The 24,168-nt window shown below is 44.4% G+C and carries 20 protein-coding genes; 4 read left to right on the top strand and 16 right to left on the bottom strand.

The window, feature by feature from the left end; translation table 11 throughout:
• Nucleotides 1-120 precede the first annotated feature (120 nt).
• Genes DWV34_RS14025 through DWV34_RS13995 form a run of 8 tightly spaced genes read right to left on the bottom strand, consistent with a single transcriptional unit; the run spans nucleotide 121 to nucleotide 11,493 of the window.
• Nucleotides 121-1,452 carry a tetratricopeptide repeat protein gene (locus tag DWV34_RS14025; RefSeq protein WP_009290707.1) on the bottom strand — a complete coding sequence of 444 codons (1,332 nt, stop codon included), beginning with the start codon at nucleotides 1,450-1,452 and terminating at the stop codon, nucleotides 121-123.
• 13 nt (nucleotides 1,453-1,465) lie between these two features.
• On the bottom strand, nucleotides 1,466-1,609 hold the full coding sequence (locus DWV34_RS17425; RefSeq protein ID WP_022261227.1) for a hypothetical protein: 144 nt from the start codon (nucleotides 1,607-1,609) through the stop codon (nucleotides 1,466-1,468).
• A complete protein-coding gene (locus tag DWV34_RS14020) occupies nucleotides 1,606-2,844 on the bottom strand; it encodes a bifunctional folylpolyglutamate synthase/dihydrofolate synthase (RefSeq protein WP_006565631.1) in 1,239 nt (412 codons plus the stop codon). Before DWV34_RS14020 ends, DWV34_RS17425 begins: the two co-directional genes overlap by 4 nt.
• A gap of 1 nt (nucleotide 2,845) precedes the next feature.
• Nucleotides 2,846-5,485, bottom strand: coding sequence for a valine--tRNA ligase (locus tag DWV34_RS14015; protein WP_118476537.1), 2,640 nt, complete (start codon nucleotides 5,483-5,485; stop codon nucleotides 2,846-2,848).
• Nucleotides 5,486-5,509: 24 nt separating this feature from the next.
• On the bottom strand, nucleotides 5,510-6,505 hold the full coding sequence (locus DWV34_RS14010) for a hypothetical protein (protein WP_006565633.1): 996 nt from the start codon (nucleotides 6,503-6,505) through the stop codon (nucleotides 5,510-5,512).
• Entirely contained in the window at nucleotides 6,480-7,280 is an 801-nt protein-coding gene (locus tag DWV34_RS14005) for a tetratricopeptide repeat protein (protein WP_009290704.1), read from the bottom strand. Before DWV34_RS14005 ends, DWV34_RS14010 begins: the two co-directional genes overlap by 26 nt.
• Nucleotides 7,277-8,329, bottom strand: a complete 1,053-nt coding sequence (locus DWV34_RS14000) for a DUF5716 family protein (protein ID WP_118476536.1) — start codon at nucleotides 8,327-8,329, stop codon at nucleotides 7,277-7,279. The genes DWV34_RS14005 and DWV34_RS14000 overlap by 4 nt, the downstream gene beginning before the upstream one ends.
• A complete protein-coding gene (locus tag DWV34_RS13995) occupies nucleotides 8,326-11,493 on the bottom strand; it encodes a DUF5717 family protein (RefSeq protein ID WP_227032123.1) in 3,168 nt (1,055 codons plus the stop codon). Before DWV34_RS13995 ends, DWV34_RS14000 begins: the two co-directional genes overlap by 4 nt.
• Before the next feature lie 133 nt (nucleotides 11,494-11,626).
• On the opposite strand from DWV34_RS13995, the gene DWV34_RS13990 reads away from it, so the two are divergent.
• Nucleotides 11,627-12,715: a pyridoxal phosphate-dependent aminotransferase gene (locus DWV34_RS13990; protein WP_118476534.1), complete on the top strand. Its 1,089-nt coding sequence runs from the start codon at nucleotides 11,627-11,629 to the stop codon at nucleotides 12,713-12,715.
• Between the two features lie 2 nt (nucleotides 12,716-12,717).
• Here DWV34_RS13990 and DWV34_RS13985 read toward each other — a convergent pair whose 3' ends face one another.
• From DWV34_RS13985 to DWV34_RS13975, 3 genes are read right to left on the bottom strand one after another with little or no spacing between them, the layout of a single operon-like run.
• On the bottom strand, nucleotides 12,718-13,641 hold the full coding sequence (locus DWV34_RS13985; RefSeq protein WP_118476533.1) for a TDT family transporter: 924 nt from the start codon (nucleotides 13,639-13,641) through the stop codon (nucleotides 12,718-12,720).
• Nucleotides 13,642-13,659: 18 nt separating this feature from the next.
• On the bottom strand, nucleotides 13,660-14,751 hold the full coding sequence (locus tag DWV34_RS13980; protein WP_118476532.1) for a fibronectin type III domain-containing protein: 1,092 nt from the start codon (nucleotides 14,749-14,751) through the stop codon (nucleotides 13,660-13,662).
• A 22-nt stretch (nucleotides 14,752-14,773) separates the two neighbouring features.
• A complete protein-coding gene (locus DWV34_RS13975) occupies nucleotides 14,774-15,682 on the bottom strand; it encodes an alpha/beta hydrolase (RefSeq protein WP_009290697.1) in 909 nt (302 codons plus the stop codon).
• Between the two features lie 133 nt (nucleotides 15,683-15,815).
• Here DWV34_RS13975 and DWV34_RS13970 point away from each other — a divergent pair, with 133 nt between their 5' ends.
• Nucleotides 15,816-16,640, top strand: coding sequence for a DUF6612 family protein (locus DWV34_RS13970; RefSeq protein ID WP_009290696.1), 825 nt, complete (start codon nucleotides 15,816-15,818; stop codon nucleotides 16,638-16,640).
• 52 nt (nucleotides 16,641-16,692) lie between these two features.
• Here the strand turns inward: DWV34_RS13970 and DWV34_RS13965 are convergent, their stop codons facing one another.
• From DWV34_RS13965 to DWV34_RS13950, 4 genes are all read right to left on the bottom strand, one after another.
• Nucleotides 16,693-18,060: a citrate/2-methylcitrate synthase gene (locus DWV34_RS13965; RefSeq protein WP_009290695.1), complete on the bottom strand. Its 1,368-nt coding sequence runs from the start codon at nucleotides 18,058-18,060 to the stop codon at nucleotides 16,693-16,695.
• A gap of 59 nt (nucleotides 18,061-18,119) precedes the next feature.
• Nucleotides 18,120-18,881, bottom strand: coding sequence for an amino acid ABC transporter ATP-binding protein (locus tag DWV34_RS13960; protein WP_006565643.1), 762 nt, complete (start codon nucleotides 18,879-18,881; stop codon nucleotides 18,120-18,122).
• A 12-nt stretch (nucleotides 18,882-18,893) separates the two neighbouring features.
• Nucleotides 18,894-19,565 carry an amino acid ABC transporter permease gene (locus tag DWV34_RS13955; protein ID WP_006565644.1) on the bottom strand — a complete coding sequence of 224 codons (672 nt, stop codon included), beginning with the start codon at nucleotides 19,563-19,565 and terminating at the stop codon, nucleotides 18,894-18,896.
• 110 nt (nucleotides 19,566-19,675) lie between these two features.
• On the bottom strand, nucleotides 19,676-20,485 hold the full coding sequence (locus tag DWV34_RS13950; protein ID WP_006565645.1) for an amino acid ABC transporter substrate-binding protein: 810 nt from the start codon (nucleotides 20,483-20,485) through the stop codon (nucleotides 19,676-19,678).
• Nucleotides 20,486-20,693: 208 nt separating this feature from the next.
• Here DWV34_RS13950 and DWV34_RS13945 point away from each other — a divergent pair, with 208 nt between their 5' ends.
• Nucleotides 20,694-22,115, top strand: a complete 1,422-nt coding sequence (locus DWV34_RS13945) for an N-acetylglucosaminidase (protein ID WP_118476531.1) — start codon at nucleotides 20,694-20,696, stop codon at nucleotides 22,113-22,115.
• 185 nt (nucleotides 22,116-22,300) lie between these two features.
• Complete coding sequence (locus DWV34_RS13940; RefSeq protein ID WP_118476530.1) at nucleotides 22,301-23,611, top strand: N-acetylglucosaminidase; 1,311 nt, start codon at nucleotides 22,301-22,303, stop codon at nucleotides 23,609-23,611.
• Between the two features lie 92 nt (nucleotides 23,612-23,703).
• On the opposite strand, the gene DWV34_RS17745 is transcribed toward DWV34_RS13940, so the two are convergent.
• Nucleotides 23,704-24,168 (bottom strand): InlB B-repeat-containing protein (locus DWV34_RS17745; protein ID WP_243000873.1); only part of this gene is annotated, 465 nt, incomplete at its 5' end.

Raw genomic sequence — 24,168 nt, 5'->3', positions numbered from 1 at the left:
ATGATTCACTCCTTTAAATGATAAAAAAATGAAAGAGAAATACACCGGAAGGTTTTGATATCTTCCGGATATATTTCTCTTTCGTGTCTTATCGGTTTCTTTGTCAGCCCAAGTGCTGTTTTAAAGATTTTTTGCTTGTTTGTTCTGTAATTGATTCAGGTAATTCTGTGAGTTCCTTGCACTGTTGGTGCCCGGGAACTTCTTGATGACATCCTCGTATGCCTTGATGGCTTTGTCCTTGTCACCATTTTTATCATAAGATCTGGCAAGGTAGAAATAAGACCCCACATTTGTGTCTTTTACTTTGATGGCTTTTTTCAAAGTGCTGATGGCATCCTTGTAGTTGCCCTGATTATATGCACTGATTCCCTTGTTGTAAAGTCCGGTGGCCGCATATGGGTAAACCTTCTGTTCCAGATCGTCATAAATCTCTTTCATCTTCTTTGATTCCAGCTTATCCCTGTCGATGTTCAGCAGGGCATCGGCAGACTCCGTATACTGGCGGTCGCCGTAATACTGCATGGCTGTCAGCAGAGAATCATAGATTCCCTCTGTCTTGCTGTCTCCGACAAATTCTTTTAATTCTTTCTTCGCCTTTTCCTCGGCAGCCTTTGCCTCTTTGATGTCTTTTTCGTTGCTCTTTAACTGAGTCTCTTTGGCAAGAAGCTGTTCCTTATAATTTTCAATCTTGGATGAATACTTGTAGCTGGATGCCTTCTTAATGCTCGGATATAAGAGCACCAGGGAAACAAGCACGCCGATCACAATACCTCCCACCATATATACCATGCGGTGGCGGTTGGACGGCAGCTCCTCGTATTTTCCTACAACGCTGCTTAAAACCTTTTTCTTCGGCCCTTCTGCACTCTCCAAACCGCTGTCTTCTGCTTTCATATCCGCAGGTTTTAAAAGAGCTTCCGTCTCCTGCAGATATTCTAATGCCCTTGGGTTTTTGCAGTCCACCTCCAGCACATTTTTTAAAGCCTTCTGGGCGTCTTTATAATTCTCATCTTTGATGGAAAGCAGGGCAATCAGAAGCTGTGCATTGATAAAATTCGGCATCATGGAAACGACATTTTTCAGCTGGATCATTGCCAGGTCTTCATTCCCCTGTTTTGCGTATACGAGAGCCTGATTATACTTTTTAATGACCTGGTTGACCGTGTCAAGCTGGACAGGATTCTCCTGCACATCTTTCAGATAATCAATGGCCGCATTTTCTTCCTTTTTCAGATTACTGCTGATGACCCACTGGCTCAGGGCAGGGACGATGTCACCCATCTGATAGTAGACTAAGCCCAAAAGATTCCTGGCGTTCATGTCGTTCTTGTCATAAAACAACGCAGCTTTCAGGTTCTTTACGGCCCCGGTCAGATCGTTGGCATTGGCTTTCTCCAGCCCAAGGTTGTAGTAGTATTTGGAACTGTTTTTAATCTTTTCCTTACTCTTCATATCTGCCACCTTACTATTTCTCTTCTTCTATGTCTTTTTTGATTTCATTGATCAGATCTTCTACATCTTTTAAATCATCGCTGTAAATAGCATCCTCTGCCTGGTCCACATCTAAGCAAGGTTCAAATTTTTTTAACTCTTCTCTGTAATTAATCATTTTCTTCCTCCATTCAAGATAAACGTTTTAACCTTACCAGCTAAATAAAAAGAGCCGATACAAAAGCAGAGAACCCCCTCCTCTGACTTTTTTATCATTGTCTTATATGCCTTTAAGAAATCATTCTCCGGTATCTCCCGGTTTACAACCGGAACCTTTATGATTCCTTCCAAGTTTTCAACTTCCGTGAGAAGCTTCAGGATGCCCTCCTCTTCCTTCTTATGGGAAGGGGCAAAAACAATCAGTTTTCTCTGCGGAAAATATTTCTCTAATGTATGGCAAAATGCCTCCGCCGCCTGAAGATTATGTCCTCCGTCTATAAAAATATTGGGACTCACTTCCTCCATCCGTCCTGCCAGAAAAGCTGAGGAAAGACCGTTAAATACCGTCCTTCTTTTCAGGTCAGGAAACAGCAGGCGGACTGCTGCTGCCGCAAGAGCGGCATTCTCATACTGAAAATCGCCCAACAGGCCTAATTTCAGGCATTCACTCTTTTTATCATACGCACTCTTTCTCAAAAAATCAATATAATCGCTGCTTTTTTCAGAAAAAATAAGATTATCTTTTGAAATTGTTAGGAATTCCGAATCTTTATGTGCGGCCTCTTCCTGAAATACCCTGAGAACCTCAGGCTTCTGCCTGAGACAGATCACAGGAACCCCCGGTTTTATGATCCCTGCTTTCTCTGCCGCAATCAGCTGCAGAGTGTTTCCTAAAAATTCCTGATGATCAAGACTCACCGCAGTGATGACAGAAAGCCTCGGCATGATCACATTGGTCGCATCATGCCTGCCTCCCATTCCAGTCTCGATGATACAGACCTCCGCATGTTCTTCCCGGAAAAATACAAGTGACATAAAGAACAGAAATTCAAAGAAGGAAGGATGATCTGCCCCCTCCTTCACTGCCTGAAAGACGGCATTCTTTACTTTTGCAAAGACCTCTGAAAATCTTTTTTCGGAAATCTCTCTGCCGCCGATCTGTATCCGTTCTTCCATGCGGATCAAATGCGGGGACGAAAACCGCCCGGTCCTTATTCCTGCGCCCGTAAGGATCGAGTCCAGAAATGCACAGACTGAACCCTTTCCGTTGGTGCCTGCTACATGGATCATGAACAGATCTTTTTCTGGATTTCCCAAAACATCCAGAATCCATTGTACATTGGATAAGGATGTTTTTTTAGCGAAACCCGTCACATGATTCAAATAATTTCTTGCTTCTTCAAAATCCGTCATGTTATTTTACAAGCTGACCCAGACGTTCTTCCACTTTTTCAAGCATCTGCCGGTATTTTGAAAGCTTTTCTTTCTCTTCTTCTACTTTTTGTTCCGGTGCTTTGCTTAAGAAACGTTCGTTATTGAGCATGCCTTCGCACCGCTTGATCTCTCCGCCTAATTTCTTCTGTTCTTTTTTCAGTCTCTCAATTTCTTTTTCAATGTCCACAAGCTCCGCAAACGGCATATAGATCACGGCATCCGGGACCATCGTGGATACGGCATCCTCCGCAATCCCTTCTCTGTCCGCCCGCACAGCTACTTCGCTTGCGTAACCCAGGGTTCCAAAGAAGACCTTCCCCTGTTTAAAGATGTCTCTTACATCTTCATTTTCAGAGACAACAAATACTTTTGCTTTCTTTTTCGGGGATACGTTCATCTCGGCACGTATATTCCGGATTCCCCTCACCGCTTCTTTCATGAGTTCCACTGCAGCTTCTTCCCGGGCAAAGCTGTATTCCTCTCTGTATTCCGGCCAGGATGCCAGCATAATGGATTCTTCCCCTGTCAGATTGCAGTAGATCTCCTCTGTGATAAACGGCATGAATGGATGAAGCAGCTTCAGTGATTCGGAAAGCACCTTTTTCAGCGTCCACAAAGCTGAGGCTTTCGTGTTGTCTTCATCGTTATAGAGACGCGGTTTCACCATCTCGATATACCAGTCACAGAATTCTTCCCATATAAAGTCATTGAGCTTCTGTACGGCAATTCCCAGCTCATACTTGTCCATATTATCCGTCACATCTTTGGCCAGAGTGTTGAATTTAGATAAAATCCACCGGTCTGCGCTTGTCAGATCGGAAAGTTCCACATGAGAAAAGTCCGCCTGTTCAAAGTTCATCATCATGAAGCGGGATGCATTCCACACTTTATTGGCAAAATTCCGGCTGGCTTCCACACGCTCCATGTAAAAACGCATATCATTGCCCGGCGCATTTCCGGTGACCAGAGTAAATCTCAGCGCATCTGCCCCATACTGGCTGATGACTTCCAGAGGATCAATTCCGTTGCCCAGGGATTTGCTCATCTTTCTTCCTTTGTCGTCTCTCACGAGTCCGTGGATCAGCACCGTGTCAAACGGCGCTTTCCCTGTATGCTCATATCCGGAAAACACCATTCTGACAACCCAGAAAAAGATAATGTCATATCCGGTTACCAATACGTTGGTCGGGTAGAAATAATCCAGTTCCTCCGTCTGTTCCGGCCAGCCTAACGTGGAAAACGGCCACAGCGCAGAACTGAACCAGGTATCCAGGGTATCCTCATCCTGAGTAAAGTGTGTGCATCCGCATTTTGGGCATACTTCCGGTTTTTCTTTTGCCACCACAGTTTCGCCGCACTCGTCACAGTAATATGCAGGAATCCTGTGTCCCCACCAGAGCTGTCTGGAGATACACCAGTCACGGATATTCTCAAGCCAGTGCAGATAGGTCTTTGTATAACGTTCCGGCACAAATTTAATGTCCCCGTTTTTAACCGCCTCGATGGCAGGCTTCGCGAGCTCATCCATCTTTACGAACCACTGGGGTTTAACCATCGGCTCGATGGTGGCTTTGCAGCGGTCATGGGTTCCGACGTTGTGCTCGTGTTCTTTTATTTTTACCAGATATCCCTGTTCTTCCAGATCTTTTACGATGGCTTTTCTCGCCTCATAACGCTCCATGCCCTCATATCTGCCGCCGTTTTCATTGATCGTGGCGTCATCGTTCATCACATTGATCACTGGGAGGCCATGCCGTCTTCCGACTTCAAAATCATTTGGATCATGGGCAGGAGTGATCTTCACAGCACCGGTTCCAAACTCTTTGTCTACATATTCATCCGCCACGATCGGGATCTGTCTGCCGCAAAGCGGAAGCTCCAGCATTTTCCCTACAAGATGTGTATATCTTTCATCGTCCGGATGGACAGCCACCGCCGTATCTCCAAGCATTGTCTCGGGACGGGTAGTAGCAATCTCTAAATAATCATCGGTTCCCGCAACCGGATACTTGATATGCCAGAAATGACCTGCCTGGTCCACATGCTCAACTTCTGCGTCAGAAATTGAAGTCTGGCAGACCGGACACCAGTTGATGATCCTGGACCCTTTGTATATATAGCCTTTTTCATATAACTTGATAAAGACCTCTTCCACTGCTTTGGAACAGCCCTCATCCATCGTAAAACGCTCTCTGTCCCAGTCACAGGCAGAACCCAGCTTCTTTAACTGGCTGACGATTGTGCCGCCGTACTCTTCCTTCCACTCCCAGGCTCTCTCAAGAAACTTCTCTCTTCCCAGATCTTCCTTTTCAATGCCTTCCTCTTTCAGCGCCTCGATGATCTTGACTTCCGTTGCAATGCTGGCATGATCTGTTCCCGGCTGCCACAGTGTATTGTATCCCTGCATTTTTTTAAAGCGGATCAGGATATCCTGCAGAGTCTCATCCAGTGCATGCCCCATATGGAGTTTACCCGTAATATTGGGAGGCGGAATCACGATCGTAAACGGTTTTTTGCTGTGATCCACTTCTGCATGAAAATATTTGTTGTCAAGCCACTTCTGATATAACCGGTCTTCAATCTCAGACGGGTTATAAGTCTTTTCCAATTCTTTACTCATATCATATCTCCTACTTTTTATATTTTATTCTAAAAGATTGTTGCGGATCGCCCGCTCATGCTGCACCATTGCCTGCTCACAGATGTTCTGGCGGCCGGACAGCCATTCCATCCGGTTGATCCTTTTCGGTATATCATAAATTGCCTTTGGGTAATAACACCAGGCCTGAGGTGCATGCATTCCACACTGCTCCATGGCCGAGACAAACGTCTTCCTCTGGGCGGAAAGTTCTTCACTGCAATTTAATTCCGCTGCAACTTTAGCACAAAACTCAAATAATTTCCACTGTTCTTCGGAAATATATCCAAACAGCACCTGATATTTCTCTCTGCAGAATTCCAGGTCATTGACAATCGTATCATACTCCGATTTGAGCCTCCGTCCCGAAGTCTCTTTGTGGTTTCTTACCATATGATACATTTTCTTTTTCTCTGCCGCCTTCTTCTTTCTTGTCCTGAGAATCAGAAGGATCACAGCCGCACCAAACACTGCTGCCGCTGCCGGCCAGAGAGAAACGCTCAGCCGGAGCTCAAAATAAAATACTGCTGCCGCACCGAGTCCCGCGGCAGTCAGGGCCATGATCAGCGAAGACAGAAAATAGGCCCTCCTGTTGATGAACTTTCCATGAAATTCCCTCTCTTTTCTTTTCAGATCACGTTCTTCATCTTCCTGGACTGAAATTTCCTTCTCGATCTGTTTTTTTTCACCCTCCAGGGATTGGATACGGGACAAACCCTGTCTTATTTCCTCTTCCCTCTCCCAGAGGGGCAGAAATTCCTCATCGGAGACTCGTCCGCCTGCGGAATCATAAAAAATCCTGGCAAAGATGCGGTTGTATTTTCTGGCTTCCTCACTGATCAGCTTTGCTTCTTCACCGGAAAGCTTTTCCATGATCTCGATATCTTCCTTCTGCTCCAGAATATAAGACACCTCATCTTCATACATTTCCACAAAACGCCGGTTTAATTCCATCCGTTTTTTCTGATATTCAATTTCAGACAATCTCTCTTCTGTACTCATTTTTCCACCGTTCCAGCATCGACCAGGTAAGCCTTCTGGTCATCAGGTCATCGGGTTTCTTTCTGTGATAGCCAATCTTTTTCAGTGCTGTGGATTCCTCGCTTCCGGAAAACCGTTCCTCCATAGCTGAGATATTTTCATGGATCTCTCTCAGCTGTTCTTCTGTAAAAGAAAGCGCTCTGCCGTCCTCCAAAAACTTCTGGTAATCTCCCTGCATATAAGAGACTATGAAATATGCTTCCTGGCATTTCTTGTTCTCTTTCAGGCGGCAGCTCCTTTTAAAAAACTCCTTCGCCTCCTGAAAACGGAACATCCGGGTCAGGCAGAGTCCCGTGTGATACAAAACTTCCTGCTGTTCCTTTGTCTTCAGCTGCATCAGACCGGAAAGCGATTTTTGATAGGCGTGATAAGCGCTCAGATATCTGGAATGTTTCAGATATAAGTCGCCGAGCATTTTGTGCTTTCTCACAGAGGAATATAGATAGGCCGTGCGCATCTGCTGGACAAGCATTCTCTGCTCGGGAACCGTAAAATAATTCCGGTAACTGATAATATGCTCCAGCTGCTTCTTTGTCTCCTCTTCTGCCGGCAGGACCAGACCAAGTTCTTCTTCGATCCACTCTCTCATCCCTTCCGGGATTCCTTCTGTCAGAAAATATAAATACTGTCCTGAAATAATATAACATAATTCTTCATAGGAAGAAATGGTCTGTCCAAAGGAATTCAGCGTGTAAGTCCGCCTGCTCTCCTCTGTCTCACACAATACCATTCTCATGGCTGTCCCCTCCTCTCCCATGAAATTACCTGCTGGAATACCTGGTATGTAGAAGGATATAATGTCCCAAACCCCAGATCCGTGATTTTGATTCTGCACTTTGTCTCCCCGGTGCACTCGGCTTCAATCTTCAGCTTTGTAGAGCGTCCCGGACGTTTTTTAAGCCCTTTTAAGGAAATCGGAAACCTCATTCTGTCACCTTTCCCGGGAAACAGGGGTTTGATCTCCACAGGAATGGATGCCGCTGTCTCAACCAGTACCGTCATATTTCCCCGACTCTCAAACCATGGCTTTCCACCCTTTATGACCGGCAGAAATTCTTCTTTTCCGTGGTTCCATACCATGGCACCGATCTGATACATCATAACCGTGTCGGTAAGAATCACGGCAGAGTCAAGGTCAGCCGCATTTTTTCTTCCCAGCAGACAGACGGCCCCTGTCGCGTACACATGATCTCCCATAAACACACGCCGTCCCGCACACAGCTTTGCCGAAGCGCTTTTCAGCCATCCGCCGTCAAATCCTCTGCCGTACAAATAAACTAAAGAAGTAACCTCCTGGGACATGGCCTGGACGGCGGCGTTCTCAAATGCCATGTCTTTCTGATGGGGCAGCCGGGTGTTTCTCATAAAAGCAGAGTAGTCTTCTCTCTCTACGAGCAGCTGCCCATCCTGCTTTTTCACCAGATAGTAAAACAATCTCTGGCCGGAATAGTCAAACAGCCCCACAGCTCCCTGTTCAAGCTGTTCCTTTCGGTCCCCGGCAAGTCCCAGAAAAGCCTCCTCCTTCGTAAACAGCCTGAGCTGTTCCTCCGAAAACCCCAGCTCTTTTCTAAGCTCCGCGGCTTTTGACGCCAGGTCCTCCTCCGGGTCCTCCAAAATAACGCCCATAAACAGATTGGACGTATCCGCATGCTTTTCCGATTCTGCACGCACATAATCCGCCCAGTCCCCGAAAAGCTTTTTCGGTTCTTCTTCCACGATCTTTCCGTCCGTTACGGAACACTGATATATCATTTCCCGTTCTATCTGTATGCCTATTTTCATCATAGATCCTCTGTCATCGGACGGATCAGATCCGTCATTGCTTTTTCATACGCGTAGATTTCCATTTCCATGGCTACGCTCTCCCTTTGTTTTTCCTTCAGCATGTGATTCAGCTGATAAAATCTTCCCTTCTGATTCCTTCCGGAATGGTCAAGAAAGACGATATCTTTTCTCCTGCGTCTCTCTTCTCCCGGTGCTGTCACATAATAATCTGCCGACTCATCGGCAAAGATCAGAACTTCCGCCACATAATACCCCGGCAGCAGCTCTCTCATAGGAATCTCTCTGGCCGGCTCCGACCTGTTTTCCGCATAGTGAAATACCATGCCGCCTGCTTTCTCTCCCCTGTAAACTACATAAGTATAAGTATAACACTCATATGGAAGAGGTATCTCCTCTTTATATTCTAAAAGCACCGGCAGGATACAGCGGCGGTCCTCCTGCCACTCTATGAGTTTTTTTATTCTTACTCTGACTTCTTCTGACAATTCTTTATCTTTATAAAAATCCAGATAAGCCCACTGCCAGATCAGTTTTAGATTCCCCTGATCGATCAGCCTTCCGAGAATCGGATAAAACTCATCCGAAATGTACACTCCTTCTTCATAAGACAGTTCTGCAAACTGGCCCGCCAGCTTTTTTATCAGTTTTTTGTCTCTGGAATCCTTCTCAACATAAGATAAGAAGACAGGAAGGTCCTCCCACTCTGCTCCTTTCCCGGCGGCCATATCAAGAAGCTGCTCCGTAAACTGCTGATCATATATTTTGTGTCTGTCTCCCTGTTTCCAGATCTTCCGCATCTGATCCAGGTCTCCCCTGAAAAAACGTTCCAGATATGCAAGAATCTCGCTGTTGTATACTTGTCCCTTAAAAACCGCAAGGCACATATCGATCAAAGTCTGCACCCTCTTCCGGCTCCGGGATGTGAGTTCATGCAGCACGACCTCTTTTAACGGCTCCGGGTCCATGAAATCAAATCCAAAGATCTCCATGCCTTTCATCGCCTCTTTGTAGTGGCGGCCGGCAATGAAATACTCCAGCATCTGCTTACAGTTTTCCTCGGAGAGAAATTTCCACTGGACCATAGACAGCGCCTGCTCTAATTGTTCCTGCTCTCCGTGCTTCCAGTAATAGTCCAGAAGCTTTTCAAATAATCTGTGCCGATATTCTTCTTTCAGGCTCTGACATTCAAGGACAGCCCTCACATCCGGAATATCTCCGGGTTCATATTCTGTCTTCTGTGCAAAGACCAGGCTTCTGCGGATCAAATATGCTTCATTTCTCCTGCCAAGCCCCGAAAATACAGCCTCCTCCTGCTCCCTCGTCCACAGTTTTGAAAATTCATAGTCCAGTGACAGATAGCGGTTGTCCTCCTGATCCATAAACACGACCAGAGGGTCGCTGTAGACCGTCACATAAACTTCCCCGTTTTCCAGAGAAACATTCTGAACTTCTTTTAACTCCTGATGATAGACGGCGGCCTTTTCCACCGCCGGATTCCTGCAGATCAATTTCTGCTTTGCCATAATCCCTGCGATTCCGGCCCTGCCTTTCATCCCTTCTAAAAGGCGGTCAAAGAAGGCCCTGTAAAGAATAAACAGATTAGAATTGATTCTGCCTTCTGCCAGCTGTTCCAAGAGAAATTCTTCAATCTGCGGCTCAAAAGATGGAAATACTGCCTCATATTTCCGCCGGTTCTTAACAAGATTGGCATACAGGTAAGCCCTCTCCCGGCTGCTTAAACTGTTGCTGTACGAAAAATACAGCAGTACATTCTTCTCAAGATACGGATATCGGTCTTTTGGAATCGTACGAAGGTAAGATTCCTGGAGTCCGATCATCTGAATCCCCGCCCGGACAGCTTTTTTAAAATATATATGATAACACTCATCGGTACAGTTTCCCCGGATCAGCATAGAGCAGATCGCCTGGAGCCCTTCCTTTGACTCCTCTCTCTGAAAGGACAGTATCAAATCAAAAAGCAGCTCCTCCGAAAATCCTTTGTCTTTCAGCACAAGACCGTAAATATGTTTTTTCATGCTTTTCCCAAACAGGTCCCTGCAAATGCCGAAATGAATGATCTCTCTCTCAAAATCAGTGATCTTTTTTGCCCTGCTGTGATCCTGGTTCCAAATGCTGACGGCCTCAAACCATAAAAAGCTGCTGCACCGGCCTGTATCATAAACCTCTTTTATCTTCTGAAGCTGAAGTCCGAAATCATATGCCAGCTCTTCGTCAAGATAAATCAGCATCCACAGCAGATATCCTTTGTGATCGTCCGCTTTCTGAAAAAGCTCATAAATCCGGTCTTTTGCATACTCTGTCTGATCCGGTGTCTTTAAATAAAGTGCTTTCAAATATAAATAATAGCCATAGTAAAAAGGATCTGACTGAACCTCACTCATATTCGGCTCAAGTCTTGCAAAGCCTCTCTCGATTGCTTCCTCTGCGCCGAGAACAATATGACAGTGCAGGTTTAAGAGAGTCCTCAGTATCTCTAAGGATGCCTCTCCCTCCATCTGTGCGGTCAGATTCATTTCCTTTTCCGCAAACTCCGTGACATGACATCCGCCAAGACAAAATTCCATATACGCATCAAAAATCTGGTCGGACAGATTCCAAGCCCCTTCGTTTCTCTCTTTCTCTGCATTGAACAGGATGTCTGTCTGACAGCTGCTGTACGGGGCAGAAACCATAAGAATTCCCCGGCTCTCTTCCCTAGCATCAGAAAACAGCACGGGAATGGTCAGTACCCCTTCCACAAAATCCTCTTCTGAAAATTCTGTCTTTTGCAGAGACAGAAACGTGGAATCCAGGCGGATCTTCCCCTGGACAAAACCGCTGCCCTCTTTGTAAATCTTCACGTACAGAGGCTCAACCGCATTCACCCGACGGATCTCATACGCATCCTTTTCCGGTCTCAGCACCGCAGGTTCTTTTGCCCCGATACAGATCAAAAACTCTTCAAAGATCTGGCCCCGGTTTCGGCCGAGCAGGAGCTGATGATAGATTTCCTTTTCCCTGGAATTCTCCTCCAAATACTCATTTTTGAAGGCCTCAGAAAAAAAGAGGGCCTTTGCCCGCTGTTCATCTTCCTGTACAATTTGTATGAACTGCTTCATCTTCTCTGTCATGGGTTCCTCCGATTTTAAGACTGGTGGTCTCAGGGTATTTGGTCTATAATAGCTGTAATAAAGTTTTGTATTTCAGAGGTCATGGATGCTTCACACCCTTTGATCTCTGCTCCGTAATATTATAGCAAACTTCGACAAAATAGAAAAGATAAAGAAAGGTGAAACTATGTCAGAAAAGAAGCAAGTCTTCCACGGAAGCGACTTAGAAAAAATAGAAGAAATATATGGGATTAAAAAAGAAGACATCATTCCTTTCGGAGGCAATGTAAATCCCCTCGGGATCTCCCCGCTGTTTCGGGAAAGCCTGATCCGCCATGTAGATGCTGTCTGCACGTATCCCGACCGCGACTACAAGTCCCTGCGCTCCACACTGAGCCTGTATGCCCGGATTCCTATGGAGCATATCATTGTCGGAAACGGAGTGACAGAGCTGATCAGCCTGACCATGCACCTTCTCCGTCCGAAGAAAGCTCTGCTGCTTTCCCCGACTTACTCTGAATACATGCGGGAAATTTCTATGATCGGCGGCACCTGTCTGGAGTATAACCTGAAGGAATCCTTGGACTTTTGCCTGGACATCGAAGACTTGAAACACTCCCTCACCGATGATGTGGATTTATTCGCATTCTGCAATCCAAACAATCCCACATCCAGTGCATTAAACAAGGACCAAATCTCGGAGATCCTTTCCCACTGTAAAAAGCACGGCATCTTTGTTTTGGCAGACGAGACTTACGCAGAGTTTGCCCCGGATATAGACGATGTCACTGCCGTACCCCTGACCCGAAAGTTTGACAATCTGTTTGTCCTGCGGGGAACTTCAAAGTTCTTTGCTGCACCGGGCATCCGCCTCGGCTACGGGATCAGCGGAAATATGAATTTTATCAGGGCAGTGGAAGACAAAAAAAATCCATGGAGCATCAATACTCTTGCAGCGCTTGCAGGAGAAGCAATGTTCATGGATACAGACTATATTAAAAAGACGAAGGCTTACATCGCAGAAGAGCGCAGAAAATGTACGGACAGACTTTCAGGCACCCCTGCTTTTAAGATTTATCCAGCCTATGCCAATTTCCTTCTTGTCCGGCTGACGGACGGCACCACTTCTCATGAGATGTTTGAACGCTGTATCAAGAAAGGGCTGATGATCCGTGACTGTTCAAGCTTTGAAGGGCTTGACGGGGAATATATCAGATTCTGCTTCCGAAAAGAAGAGGAAAATAATGCTTTGCTGGATACTCTTCTGCAAGTATGAGTTTATTGTTTGACATAAAATATATATTTCAGAAACTGCAGTGTCACATAGATCAGCAGAGCTGCCGAAAGCACGGTCTGGAAATCTACGATCCATTTTAAATAGGTTACCGGATATCCCCACTGGCTCAGTGTGATAAAAGCTTCTTTTAATGCTGCGGCACTGATCACAAATGGAAATGTATAAGCGGCAAACGATGGTGTAAACGGCATGACAATATATTTTAATCCCACCGCAAGCACAAAAACATATAAGATTACAGATAAAACCGTTAGTACGATTACCAGCCATGCCATTGGCTTTTCAAAGCAGTTTAGGTACCCTGCCAGCAGAAGGCTTGCGGGTGCCGCAAAGATACAGACCAGCGGCTGATACTCTTCCGGTATTTCCTTGACTTTTGCATATCTCTTTATAATCGGAACAGCAATGATCACCGTAAAGAGAAGGGCTGCCCAGAAAAACCAGCGGCCAATCTCTCTCATATCAGCGTTGGGAGCCGTCATGCTGCTCATCGCCAGTCCGGCATAGAAGATAAAAAAGCTTGCATACACATTTTTAATGTTAAACTTGTAATATATAAAGTGTCCGTTGAAATATACCAAAAGATACACATGCACCGCCAGTGCAAGAATCCACAAGATAGAAACGGCATCCCCCACATAAGGTTTGATATAAACGGTCAGGACAAGCAGACCCATGGAAAACGCACCCGAAATACTGCAGTTTACCGGATCTTCCAGTTCTTCTTTTACCATGTCGAGACAAGTTCCGGTCTTTAACAGCAAAAGGATCAGCAGACAGACGGCCATGGCTCCGCAGACTGACTTTAAAGTTACAGAATAATTTTCTATCATAATTCCCATGGCGGCAAAGCCGAGCATCGGCCCTGCCAAAGGCAAAGGTATTCTCTCTATCGTGTTTTTCATTTTTATCCTCCTTGTGTTCTAGTTTTCGTATAGATCTTTCAGGATCGCCCCGGCACTTTTCTTCTGATAGCCTTCCGGGTCTTCCATAATGTGATTTCCCGAAATATCCCATCTCATCTGTCCGTATTGGGTAAGATAACTCCTTCCCCTGGAACAGTCCGGATATCTTGTGTACCATTTTCTATGATACTTTTTCATATATTTTCTTGCAAGTGCCAGTGCCTGGCTTTTTTTCTTTCCTCCCGGTGTGGCCGTTCCGGAAATCTGCACTCCTTTCGGACTGGAATGAACCAAAACGACACTGCCGTCTTTACAGGAGCCGATGACGATCCATACGTGGCCGCAGCTTGAAGATCCCATAATGTCTCCTGCTTTGTAGTCTGTCACCTTACTCTTGCTTTTATATGTTCCCCAGCCTTTTTGGGCAAACAATTCAGGCTGGTCTTTTGCTTTCCGCACATAACCGCCTCTGCCCGGTACCGTATTTCTGATATTATACACGGTCCACCCGACGAAGCCTGAGCAGTCCAGGCCTTTTCCTCTGCGGTAGCGGTACTTTTTATAATTATACCCCGAATTCTGCGACAGGAAAAACCGGTTCCACTCCCCGTTCAGTCCGATCCGCTTCCCGTCTTTCCCGGTTCCGGTATCGGCTTTATTCCATCCTCCGCCCCAGATGTATAAGGTGGTGCCCACCGGGGCTGCGGCTGTTTTCAGAAAATTTTTAATAGTAGATTCTCCTCTGGCTGCCATCGATACTTTCACTGCTTTAGAAAATCTGCTGTAATATTTTTTCTTTTTGTATTTCCTGAAAGAACGGACTTTAAAACAGTAATTGACCCCGGGCTTCAAGCCTTTGATCACATATCTGGATGACTTTGAGACAGCTTTTTTTCTATACTTTTTCTTCTCTTTGTCGTACAGATAAATCTCCGTCCCTGTGGCTCTTTTTCCCTTTAACCAGGACAGAACAATATTCCTTTTTACGCCGGTGGCCATCACTCCGGAAGGCTTCCCGGGTTTCTTTGATGCTCCCTGAATTTGTCTCTCTCCTCCTGCCCATACCAGCATCATACAGAGTGCTGTAAGCAGTATCCTCTTTGTTTTCATGATTATGTATCCTCTGTTTCATTTATTCGATAAATCCGAGTATTTCCTTATATATCTGGCCGGAACATGATTCGTTCAAGATTTCGTGTCTGCATCCGGGATATAGTTTCCCTTTTGTGTCTGCATACCCAAGCTCCTTTAAAAAAGAGACAGCATTCCAGAATTGTTTTTGGGATATGATACACGGATCATCTTCTCCTGCGATAAACAGAATCGGCAGATCTGTCTTTTTCTTCTCCCATCCTCTCCGGCTGTATGTCTCATCCATCAGATGAAACAGATTTAAAAATCCGTTGTTTGTAAACACAAACCCGTCCAGCGGTTCTTCATCGTACTTCCTGACGTTATCTTTATCGTAACTGATCCAGCCGTTTAATGATTCTCCGTCCTTGAGCTGCTTATTGAAGGCTCCGAATGCCAGTTTGTGAAAAAACAAGCCTTTCTTCCGGTCTCCGCAGATTCTGCATGCAATCTTTGCCATCCCTGCGGCTGGTTTTGCCAGAGGATTTTTACTGGGACTTCCGCATACGGTCAGCGAACTCAGCTCCCAGTCATACTTTTTCAAATAGCACCGCACAATCAAAGACCCCATACTGTGCCCAAATAAATGGACAGGCAGGCCGGGGAACTCCATTTTGATCCACTCCGTAACCTGATGGGCATCCTCCACAACGGCCCGTCCGGAGGTGTCGTAAAAATATCCAAGATCGTCTTCTCTTTCTATGCTCTTACCATGTCCTCTGTGGTCATGGATCACTGCGGCATAGCCCCGGTTTTGCAAATATTCCATAAAAGGAAGATAGCGTTCCTTGTGCTCACTCATCCCATGGCAGATCTGAACCACTGCCCTGGGCTGATTTTCTGGTGTCAGTATTAAAACATGGAGACGATGACGGTCTACTTCTGATTTTATATACAATTCTCTCTTCATACTCCATCCTCCGATTATTTTTATCCTGTCTGTTATGATGTATTATACTCGTTTTGCTTTACCTTGGAAAGAAAAACAGCTATAATTATCTTGTAATGTATTCTAATTTTATTAAGAACACAGGAGGACAGTTATGAAGAGATTAAAAAGAGTTCTGGCACTTACTTTGGCTGCCGTGATGCTTTTTACACTGGGAGGATGTAAGAAGAAAACTCCCGAGGAAGTATTGGAAGCTGCCACGAAGAAGATGAGCAAAGTAACATCTGCCGATATGAGCGGAAACATCAAGATGAAAATGAGCAGTACATCATCCACCAGTTCCAGCCTTGAGATGAACATGGGACTCAAGATGAAAGCTACTGACATGACCTCGAAAGACATGAAGATGGATATGGACCTCACCATGGGGATTGCCGGTCAGGATATGGTCATTAAAGCCTATTACACCGACGGTTACTACTATATGAACTATTCTGGTCAGAAACAGAAACAGAAAATGGACTTTACAGCCATGCAGAAACAGATGGAGAATTCTACCGGACAGTTTGATATGTCTGCTGATAATTACAAAGATCTGAAAATGGAAAAGAAAGATGATAATTATATTATCTCCTTTAAGTTTAAAGAAAAAGCATTAAATGACTACATCAATAAGATGATGGGGCAGATGAATTCCACAGGTGCCGCAGGTTCCAATACCAATTATGCGGATCAGGTAAAGTTTGACTCTATGTCCGGTACCATGACCGTCAATAAAGACTCAGAGATTACCGCACAGAAGATCAATATGGTTCTTTCAAGCAAAGAAGATACGAAGCTTAAGATCAAAATGATTGTTGATCTTAAATATAACAGTATCGGAAAAGATGTGAAAGTAACACTTCCTGATGATCTTGATACTTATAAGGAAGCTCCTGCTGCTTCCACCACAGCACCTGCCGCAACAACTGCACAGTAACTAAAACGGGCCTTCCGGATCTCTCCGGCAGGCCCATATCTTTTCCATGTTATTAACGTTCTTTTATCGGTGTATAGGTTTTATGCCCGGCCACGCCTTTGTACGCCGGTCTTATGATCCTTCCCCCGTTTACAAGCTCCTCCATCCTGTGTGCGCTCCATCCCGCAATTCTCGCGATGGCAAACAGCGGAGTATACAGTTCATAAGGAAGATCCAGCATGCTGTAAATAAAACCGCTGTAAAAGTCAATATTTGCGCTGACGCCTTTATAGATTCTGCGTTCTTCTGCAATGACTTCTTTTGCCAGCTTTTCTACATTGGTATATAAAGCATATTCCTTTTCCTTTCCTTTTTCTTTTGACAGTCCCTCTACAAAGTAACTTAATACCTTTGACCGCGGATCGGAAATAGAATAAACCGCATGCCCCATTCCATAGATCAGCCCAGACTGATCAAAGGCCTCTTTCCTCACGATCCTGGTCAGGTATTCTTTCAGTTCCTTCTCATCCGTCCAGTCCTTCACATGTTCTTTGATATCAGCAAACATCTGGACAACCTTGATGTTTGCTCCCCCATGTTTCGGTCCCTTTAAAGAACACAGTGCCGCTGCCACAGAAGAATATGTATCCGTTCCCGAAGAGGAAACCACGTGAGTCGTGAAAGTCGAGTTATTTCCGCCGCCGTGCTCCGCATGGAGAACCAGCGCAAGATCCAGGATTTTTGCCTCCAGTTTTGTATACTTGCTGTCCGGCCTTAACAGGTACAGAATGTTTTCCGCTGTGGACAGATTCTCTTGAGGCGGATGGATCACCAGGCTTTCTCCCTTTTCGTAGTGGCTGTATGCCTGATATCCGTAAACCGCCAGCACAGGGAAAAGTGCAATCAGCTGAAGTGACTGCCTGAGCACATTCGGTATGGAAGTATCACTGGCGTTATCATCGTAAGAAAATAACGTAAGCACACTTCTCGCCAGCGTATTCATCATATCCCGGCTCGGAGCCTTCATGATAATGTCCCGGACAAAATTTGTCGGAAGCTGACGGTATTCCGCCAGGAGCTGTTTTAAATCCTGAAGCTGTTCCTCATTGGGCAGTTCCCCGAATAAGAGAAGATAAACTGTCTCCTCGAATCCATACCTCTCTTCTTTGATAAATCCCTGAACAATATCTTCAATGTCAATTCCGTGATAGTATAATTTTCCATCACATGGAACAATCTCTCTGTCCTCGACCATATAGGACATGATCGTCGAAATATCAGTCAGTCCTGCCAGTACACCCTCTCCGCTCTGTTTCCGCAGTCCTCTTTTCACGTCATACTTTTCAAAAAGAGTGGGATCGATTTTCTTCTCACACTTTTTTGCCAGTTCTTCAATTTCGGGTGTAATTTCAGAAAACTTATTCGGCATATTTTTTATCATCTTGATTGCTCCTTTCTTACTATGATTCTTAACAATTAAAAGCCCTGTTTACCGCACTGTCAGGCAATATCGTGGTACTTTCCGAGGAATTCCCTCGTCCGCTCATTGGCCGAGTTAAACACATCCTCCGGAGCCGCGTCTTCCACGATGACCCCCTGGTCCATGAAGATGACCCGGTCTGAGATCTCCTTCGCAAATGCCATCTCATGGGTGACAATCACCATAGTCATATTCAGGTCTGCCAGGGATTTAATGACTTTCAGCACCTCTCCGGTCAGCTCCGGGTCCAGTGCAGAAGTCGGCTCATCGAAGAACAGAATCTTCGGCTCCAGAGCCAGCGCCCTTGCTATGGAGACTCTCTGGGACTGTCCGCCTGACAGTTCACACGGATAAGCATCGGCCTTTTCTTCGAGTCCGAGCTTTCTGAGCAGTCCGAATGCCTTCTCCCTGGCCTCTTCTTTCGGGATACCGGCCACCTGTACCGGGGCCTCCATGACATTTCTCAGCACACTGTAGTGTGGAAACAGATTGAAATTCTGAAAAACAAATCCTGTCTCCATCAGTATTTTCTTTTGTACCTCTTTTGACGCATACTCCGGTGTGTCTCCGTTCATGGATACCAGCGTATGTCCGTTGATCTCGATGGTTCCCTTGGTCACCTTTTCCAGCTGATTCATGCATCTTAACAGCGTGGATTTTCCGGAACCGGAGGAACCAATGATCGTCACGATCTCTCCGTCGTTAATCTGGAAAGAAATATCTTTTAAGACCTTCAGCTTTCCGAAATTTTTCTGGAGATTAGTCACAGATAAAACACTCATTTTCTTTCCTCCTTAACGATAATAACTCATCCGTTTTTCCAGGATGCCAAAAACTTTAGATACAATCATATTCATGATCAGATAAAAAATACCTGCCACGATCAAATATTCCATCCCGCGGCTTCTGGACATATTATTGGCTGCGACCACATAAATTTCCATGACACCGATGACATGTGCCAGGGAAGTATCTTTTACAAGAGTCATGCACTCACTTCCCATCGGCGGCAGAATGATCTTGACTACCTGCGGCAGAATGATCTTAAAGAATGTCTGTGCCTTACCGAATCCAAGCACTTTTGCAGCCTCGTACTGTCCGTTCGGTATCGCCTGAATTCCGCTCCGGTAGATCTCCGCAAAATAAGCGGCATAGTTTAAAGAAAATGCCACAACCGCTGCCATAGTCCGTTCGATTCGTATGCCTAAAAGCAGATTCAGACCGAAATAAAAACCGTATAACTGGAGGATCAGCGGTGTACCTCTCATAATCAGCAGGTAAAAACGCACCGGAAGCTGAATGATCTTAAATCTGGTCATTCTCCCAAGCGCCAGTACAAGCCCCAGTGTCAGGCCGAAGACCAGTGTGAGGAAAAAGATGATCAGTGTCTGATCCAATCCGTTATGTAACAGCATATCTGCAATGCCAGGCAGTTTTTCAAACCATTGTATGATACCATCTATCATTTTTTTGCTCCTATAAGTATAAATTTTCCGGAATTTTTCTGTCAGAAATTAATTTCTGTGTTGGTGAAAAAATCAAGAGGCTTTGAAAAAAGCCTCTTGCTTCTTGTCTCTTATTTGATTGTTGTCAGATCTTCGCCAAACCATTTTTTACTGATCTTAGCCAGTGTTCCGTCTTTTTTCATATCCTTTAACTGTTTTTCTACTTCTGCTTTCAGTTTTTCATCTCCGGTACGGAAACCGATAACATATTTCTCAGTAATTAAATTGTCATTTAAGATCTTGAATTTTCCCGGGTCCTTCTTCGCGTAATATTTTGCAACCACTTCATCCATAACAGCTGCATCACAGCCATTTCCAAGGTCATTTAAGATCTCAACATTGTTGCCGAAGTATACAATCTTTGCATTTTTTAATTCTTTTGTCTGGTCAACAGCATCTGCGGCCGTAGAACCTTTCTGTACTCCCACCTGCTGCTTTTTAATATCTTTTAAGCTCTTGATCTTGCTCTTTTCCGGTACGAGCAGCACCTGGTGGTTATCCATGTAAGACTCAGAACAAAGCATCTCTTTTGCCCTGTCTTCGCTGTATGTCAGTCCGTTCCAGATACAGTCGATGGTCTTTCCCTGCAGTTCCTGGTCTTTGGAATCCCAGTTGATCGGCTGTAATTTTAATTTGATCCCCATTCTCTTGGTGACTTCTTTTGCCATGTCAATGTCAAAGCCTACGATCTTCTGATCCTTGTCTGTGAATCCCATAGGAGGGAAAGAGGCATCCAATCCCAGTATTAATTCTTTGTTGTCTTTTACATACTGAAGTGACTCGTCTGTCTTACTTTCTTCTTTCTTTGAACATCCTGCCAAAAGCATAGAACCTGCCAGCACAGCACTTACGCAAAGCACTAATAATTTTTTCACTCTCATCCTAAAACTCCTCCGTTTTTATTTCCTGTCATGATAGCACATTAGTGTACTAAATTCATACGTTAATATACTATCAAACTACATGCTTTTTGTCAATCTCCATGGATAGTATTTCCTGCCGTTCTGCCTGGAAAATCCTTGTTTTTGCGGTGTCATCCGTGTTATAGTAAACTTATCTTTGCTGAAGAAAGAAAGGGGAATATCTACCATGAGAAAAAAAGGGCTGAAAATACTTGCTATGTCTGCGGTACTGAGCATCTCGATGACTGCCTCTGTCTTCGCAGGAAGCCTGTCACTGCGGTATTCCGGGAAAAACCGCACATACAAGGGAAAACAGCTCACATTTTATTATAAAGGGAAAAAAATTGACTTAGGAAAGGCCCCGGGCATCCAGATCAACAAGGTCAATATGCTTCCCTATTATAATGCCATCGTAAAGAACGGACCGAAAGTAAAGAGAAGCTACAACAGCAAGACTGGAAAGCTGGTACTGACCAACGGTAAGAAAACGATTACGTTTTATAAGAATAAAAAATATGCCTATACCAACGGGGTGAAACGGACGTTTACCACCGCCCCGCTGACTGTAAAGTATAGGAGCATCAACAAAAACTATATTCTGCTCCCGGCAAAATTCACAGCCAAATATCTGGGCATCAGCTATACATACTCAAGCTCTGCAAAACGTATTGACTATGCAAAGCCAGCGGCGGCAAGCAAACCCGATTCTCCTGTGAAGTCCAATACAACGACAAAATATAATACGACACTGTCTAATTACATAAAAAAGCAGCAGGCCCAATGGAAAACTTACGGCGGAAAAACGATAGACTATAAAAAATACATTCCTGTAACTACGGATAATACGAACAGTTTTCAATTTCTTCGCGTAGACACTTATCATGCGGTTAATTCTTCTAAGTTTAATTCCACACTCCAGACTATGGTTTCCAAAAAGTCCGGAAGTGTTCTGTCAGGAAAAGCCTCAGTCATTACGAATACTGCAAAGACTTATAATCTGGACCCACTTTATTTTCTTTGCCAGACAGTACATGAAAGCGGTTATGGGACAAGTACTTTGGCAAAGGGAATAAAATCTGCAGAATTAAAGGATACGAAGCTGAAATCCGTGAATCTAAAAGGTAAAATTGTTACCGGTGAATCTCTGACAAAAGACTCTTCCGGTGAGATCACAGCATTTAACTACATAACTTCTAAAAACAGAAAAAGTAACCGGAGTTATGTAAAAACTGAAAACGGTTATCTGGAAGTAAAAACATTATCCGCCGCGGAGCAGAAAAAAACAGTCTATAATCTCTATGGCATAAAAGCAGTCGATGCTGCTCCACAGTTGTGCGGATTCACATACGCTTATAATCAGGGCTGGACAAGTGTTGATAAAGCCATTCAGGGCGCCGGTAAATTTTTATCTAAATGGTATGTTCACAACAATACATATAAACAAAATACACTTTATAAAATCCGTTATAACCAAAATCTAAATTATCTCTGGCATCAGTATGCCTCTGACCCGGCCTACGCCCAGTCCATCGGCAAGCTGATGAACACATATCAAAGCGTATATTCCAGCACCAGCGGATTTATTTATGACACACCAGTATTCAACTAGAGAACAGAGCAGTCAAATAAATAGCTCAGGTACAAATCCTGGGCTATTTTTTATTTCCCAAAACCAATCTTTCTTCCTCTGTTCCGTCTTAAATATTACATTTATATTACGAATTTATTGTATATTTTTTAATATAATGCTATACTTATATTACATTTTAATTACAATAGGAGGATAAATAAGTTATGAAGAAACGAATCATTGCAGTATTTACGATATTATTTGCCTTTACATCGATTTTATCCGTTTTCCCAAAATCGGATATCTCGGCTGCATCCTTAAAGATCAGATACGGAGGCAAGACAAGATACTATACGGGAAAACAGCTAAACTTTACATACGCTAAAAAAGGGATTTCCACAAAAACACCAGGCATTCAGATGAAGAGTATTAACATGATCCCTTATTACAGTATTCTCGTAAAGAACGGGCCCAAAATCAAGCGCAGTTACAGCAAAAAAACAGGAAAACTTGTACTCAAGTACAAGAACAAAACGCTAACTTTCTATAAGAATAAGAAAACCTGCTATGTGAACGGCAAGAAGAAAACATTATCCGCTGCACCCGTCTCAGTCAAGTACTACACGATCAAAAAATATAATATTCTGCTTCCGGCTAATTTTACGATCAAGAATTTAGGACTGGACTATTCCTATATCTCTTCAGCAAAGAGAATCCACATCAACAAGCCGGGAAACAGCTACTTATACACAAAAAACACAACGACTAATTATAATAAGAAGACATCCGATTATATTAAATCCCAGACGGTAAAATCTTATGGTGGTAAAAAAATCAACTACAACAACTATGTGCCGACCAGTACTGATCCGACTCACGGCTACCAGTATCTGCGTCTGAATACATACCGCACCGTCAACAGTTCAAAGTATAACAGTCTCTTAAACAGTAAGGTAAAATCCAAAAGTGTGCTGAAAAACAAAGGTTCTGTTCTCAACAGCGCTGCTAAAACTTATAAGATCGATCCTGTTTATTTCCTCTGCCAGACGATTTTGGAGACTGGTTATGGTACAAGCACTCTCTCACAGGGCAAATCGATTACCAAGGTTATCACAGGAAAGTCTGTTGTGAAAGACAAAAAAGGCAATGTCACAGGGTTTCAAAAAGTAAACGGCAAATATCAGACAAAGAAGATTTCATCTAAAAAAGTATACAATTTATACGGCATCAAGGCCTATGATTCTGACCCACAGCTGTGCGGATTCAGCTACGCATACTATCAGGGCTGGACAAGTGTGGACAAAGCCATCAAAGGCGCTGCAAAATATGTCAGTCAGGAATATATTAATAACAGTACCTACAAACAAAATACCCTGTACAAATTCCGCTACAATCCAAATACCAAATACATCTGGCACCAGTATGCCACAGATCCGGGATATGCCCAGAAAATCGGAAAACTTATGTACAGCCAGTTCAGAAGTGCTTATGCGACAGGCAATACATTGACATTTGACCGTCCAAAATTCAAATAATGTTTTCTAATCTGATCTGTTAAAATCCACAAAAAGCTCCTGGGGGTCCTCACTCATTGAGGGTCCCAGGAGCTTTTATTGCTCTGCCTTCTTTATTTACTCTTTTTCCTCAACCCTGCCGCAAGTCCGGTCAATGCTGCCCCGAACACCAGGGTGAGGCACAAAATCTGTCTCTCATCTCCTGTTCTGCTGACACGCTTCCTTCTCACTCTTTTCTTATACTCCCATTCCGGCACAGTCTTTTTCTTTTTTGTCTTTTTCGCAGTCGTCGGTGCCGCCATAGTCTCCGTCCTGTCCGCTTCTTTCCACTTCGCCTTTAACTTTACATCACTGTGAACCGGAGTCTTGAAATCCCACTTCACTTCGTTTCCGTCTTCCTCTGTATAATACCAGCCCTCAAACACATATCCCTCTTTTGCAGGGTCCCTCGGAGCTTCCGCACAGTCGCCTCCTTTGACTGTCTGTGTTTCCGGCTGATAGTCTCCTCCGTCAGGGTCAAAGGATACTCTGTGATCCCCGGTCAGCGTCACCTTTACTGTGGCTTTATTTCCGTCAGA

The organism is Anaerostipes sp. AF04-45, from assembly GCF_003461725.1.
Lineage (GTDB): Bacteria > Bacillota > Clostridia > Lachnospirales > Lachnospiraceae > Anaerostipes > Anaerostipes caccae.
The sequence above is the reverse complement of the archived record's forward strand: the minus strand, read 5'-3'. Positions and strand labels throughout refer to the sequence as shown.

Excerpts from the sequence above, each read along its gene's own strand:
- DWV34_RS14025 (WP_009290707.1), bottom strand. The coding sequence starts at position 1,452 with ATGAAGAGTAAGGAAAAGATTAAAAACAGTTCCAAATACTACTACAAC.
- DWV34_RS17425 (WP_022261227.1), bottom strand. The coding sequence starts at position 1,609 with ATGATTAATTACAGAGAAGAGTTAAAAAAATTTGAACCTTGCTTAGAT.
- DWV34_RS14020 (WP_006565631.1), bottom strand. The coding sequence starts at position 2,844 with ATGACGGATTTTGAAGAAGCAAGAAATTATTTGAATCATGTGACGGGT.
- DWV34_RS14015 (WP_118476537.1), bottom strand. The coding sequence starts at position 5,485 with ATGAGTAAAGAATTGGAAAAGACTTATAACCCGTCTGAGATTGAAGAC.
- DWV34_RS14010 (WP_006565633.1), bottom strand. The coding sequence starts at position 6,505 with ATGAGTACAGAAGAGAGATTGTCTGAAATTGAATATCAGAAAAAACGG.
- DWV34_RS14005 (WP_009290704.1), bottom strand. The coding sequence starts at position 7,280 with ATGAGAATGGTATTGTGTGAGACAGAGGAGAGCAGGCGGACTTACACG.
- DWV34_RS14000 (WP_118476536.1), bottom strand. The coding sequence starts at position 8,329 with ATGATGAAAATAGGCATACAGATAGAACGGGAAATGATATATCAGTGT.
- DWV34_RS13990 (WP_118476534.1), top strand. The coding sequence starts at position 11,627 with ATGTCAGAAAAGAAGCAAGTCTTCCACGGAAGCGACTTAGAAAAAATA.
- DWV34_RS13985 (WP_118476533.1), bottom strand. The coding sequence starts at position 13,641 with ATGAAAAACACGATAGAGAGAATACCTTTGCCTTTGGCAGGGCCGATG.
- DWV34_RS13980 (WP_118476532.1), bottom strand. The coding sequence starts at position 14,751 with ATGAAAACAAAGAGGATACTGCTTACAGCACTCTGTATGATGCTGGTA.
- DWV34_RS13975 (WP_009290697.1), bottom strand. The coding sequence starts at position 15,682 with ATGAAGAGAGAATTGTATATAAAATCAGAAGTAGACCGTCATCGTCTC.
- DWV34_RS13970 (WP_009290696.1), top strand. The coding sequence starts at position 15,816 with ATGAAGAGATTAAAAAGAGTTCTGGCACTTACTTTGGCTGCCGTGATG.
- DWV34_RS13965 (WP_009290695.1), bottom strand. The coding sequence starts at position 18,060 with ATGATAAAAAATATGCCGAATAAGTTTTCTGAAATTACACCCGAAATT.
- DWV34_RS13960 (WP_006565643.1), bottom strand. The coding sequence starts at position 18,881 with ATGAGTGTTTTATCTGTGACTAATCTCCAGAAAAATTTCGGAAAGCTG.
- DWV34_RS13955 (WP_006565644.1), bottom strand. The coding sequence starts at position 19,565 with ATGATAGATGGTATCATACAATGGTTTGAAAAACTGCCTGGCATTGCA.
- DWV34_RS13950 (WP_006565645.1), bottom strand. The coding sequence starts at position 20,485 with ATGAGAGTGAAAAAATTATTAGTGCTTTGCGTAAGTGCTGTGCTGGCA.
- DWV34_RS13945 (WP_118476531.1), top strand. The coding sequence starts at position 20,694 with ATGAGAAAAAAAGGGCTGAAAATACTTGCTATGTCTGCGGTACTGAGC.
- DWV34_RS13940 (WP_118476530.1), top strand. The coding sequence starts at position 22,301 with ATGAAGAAACGAATCATTGCAGTATTTACGATATTATTTGCCTTTACA.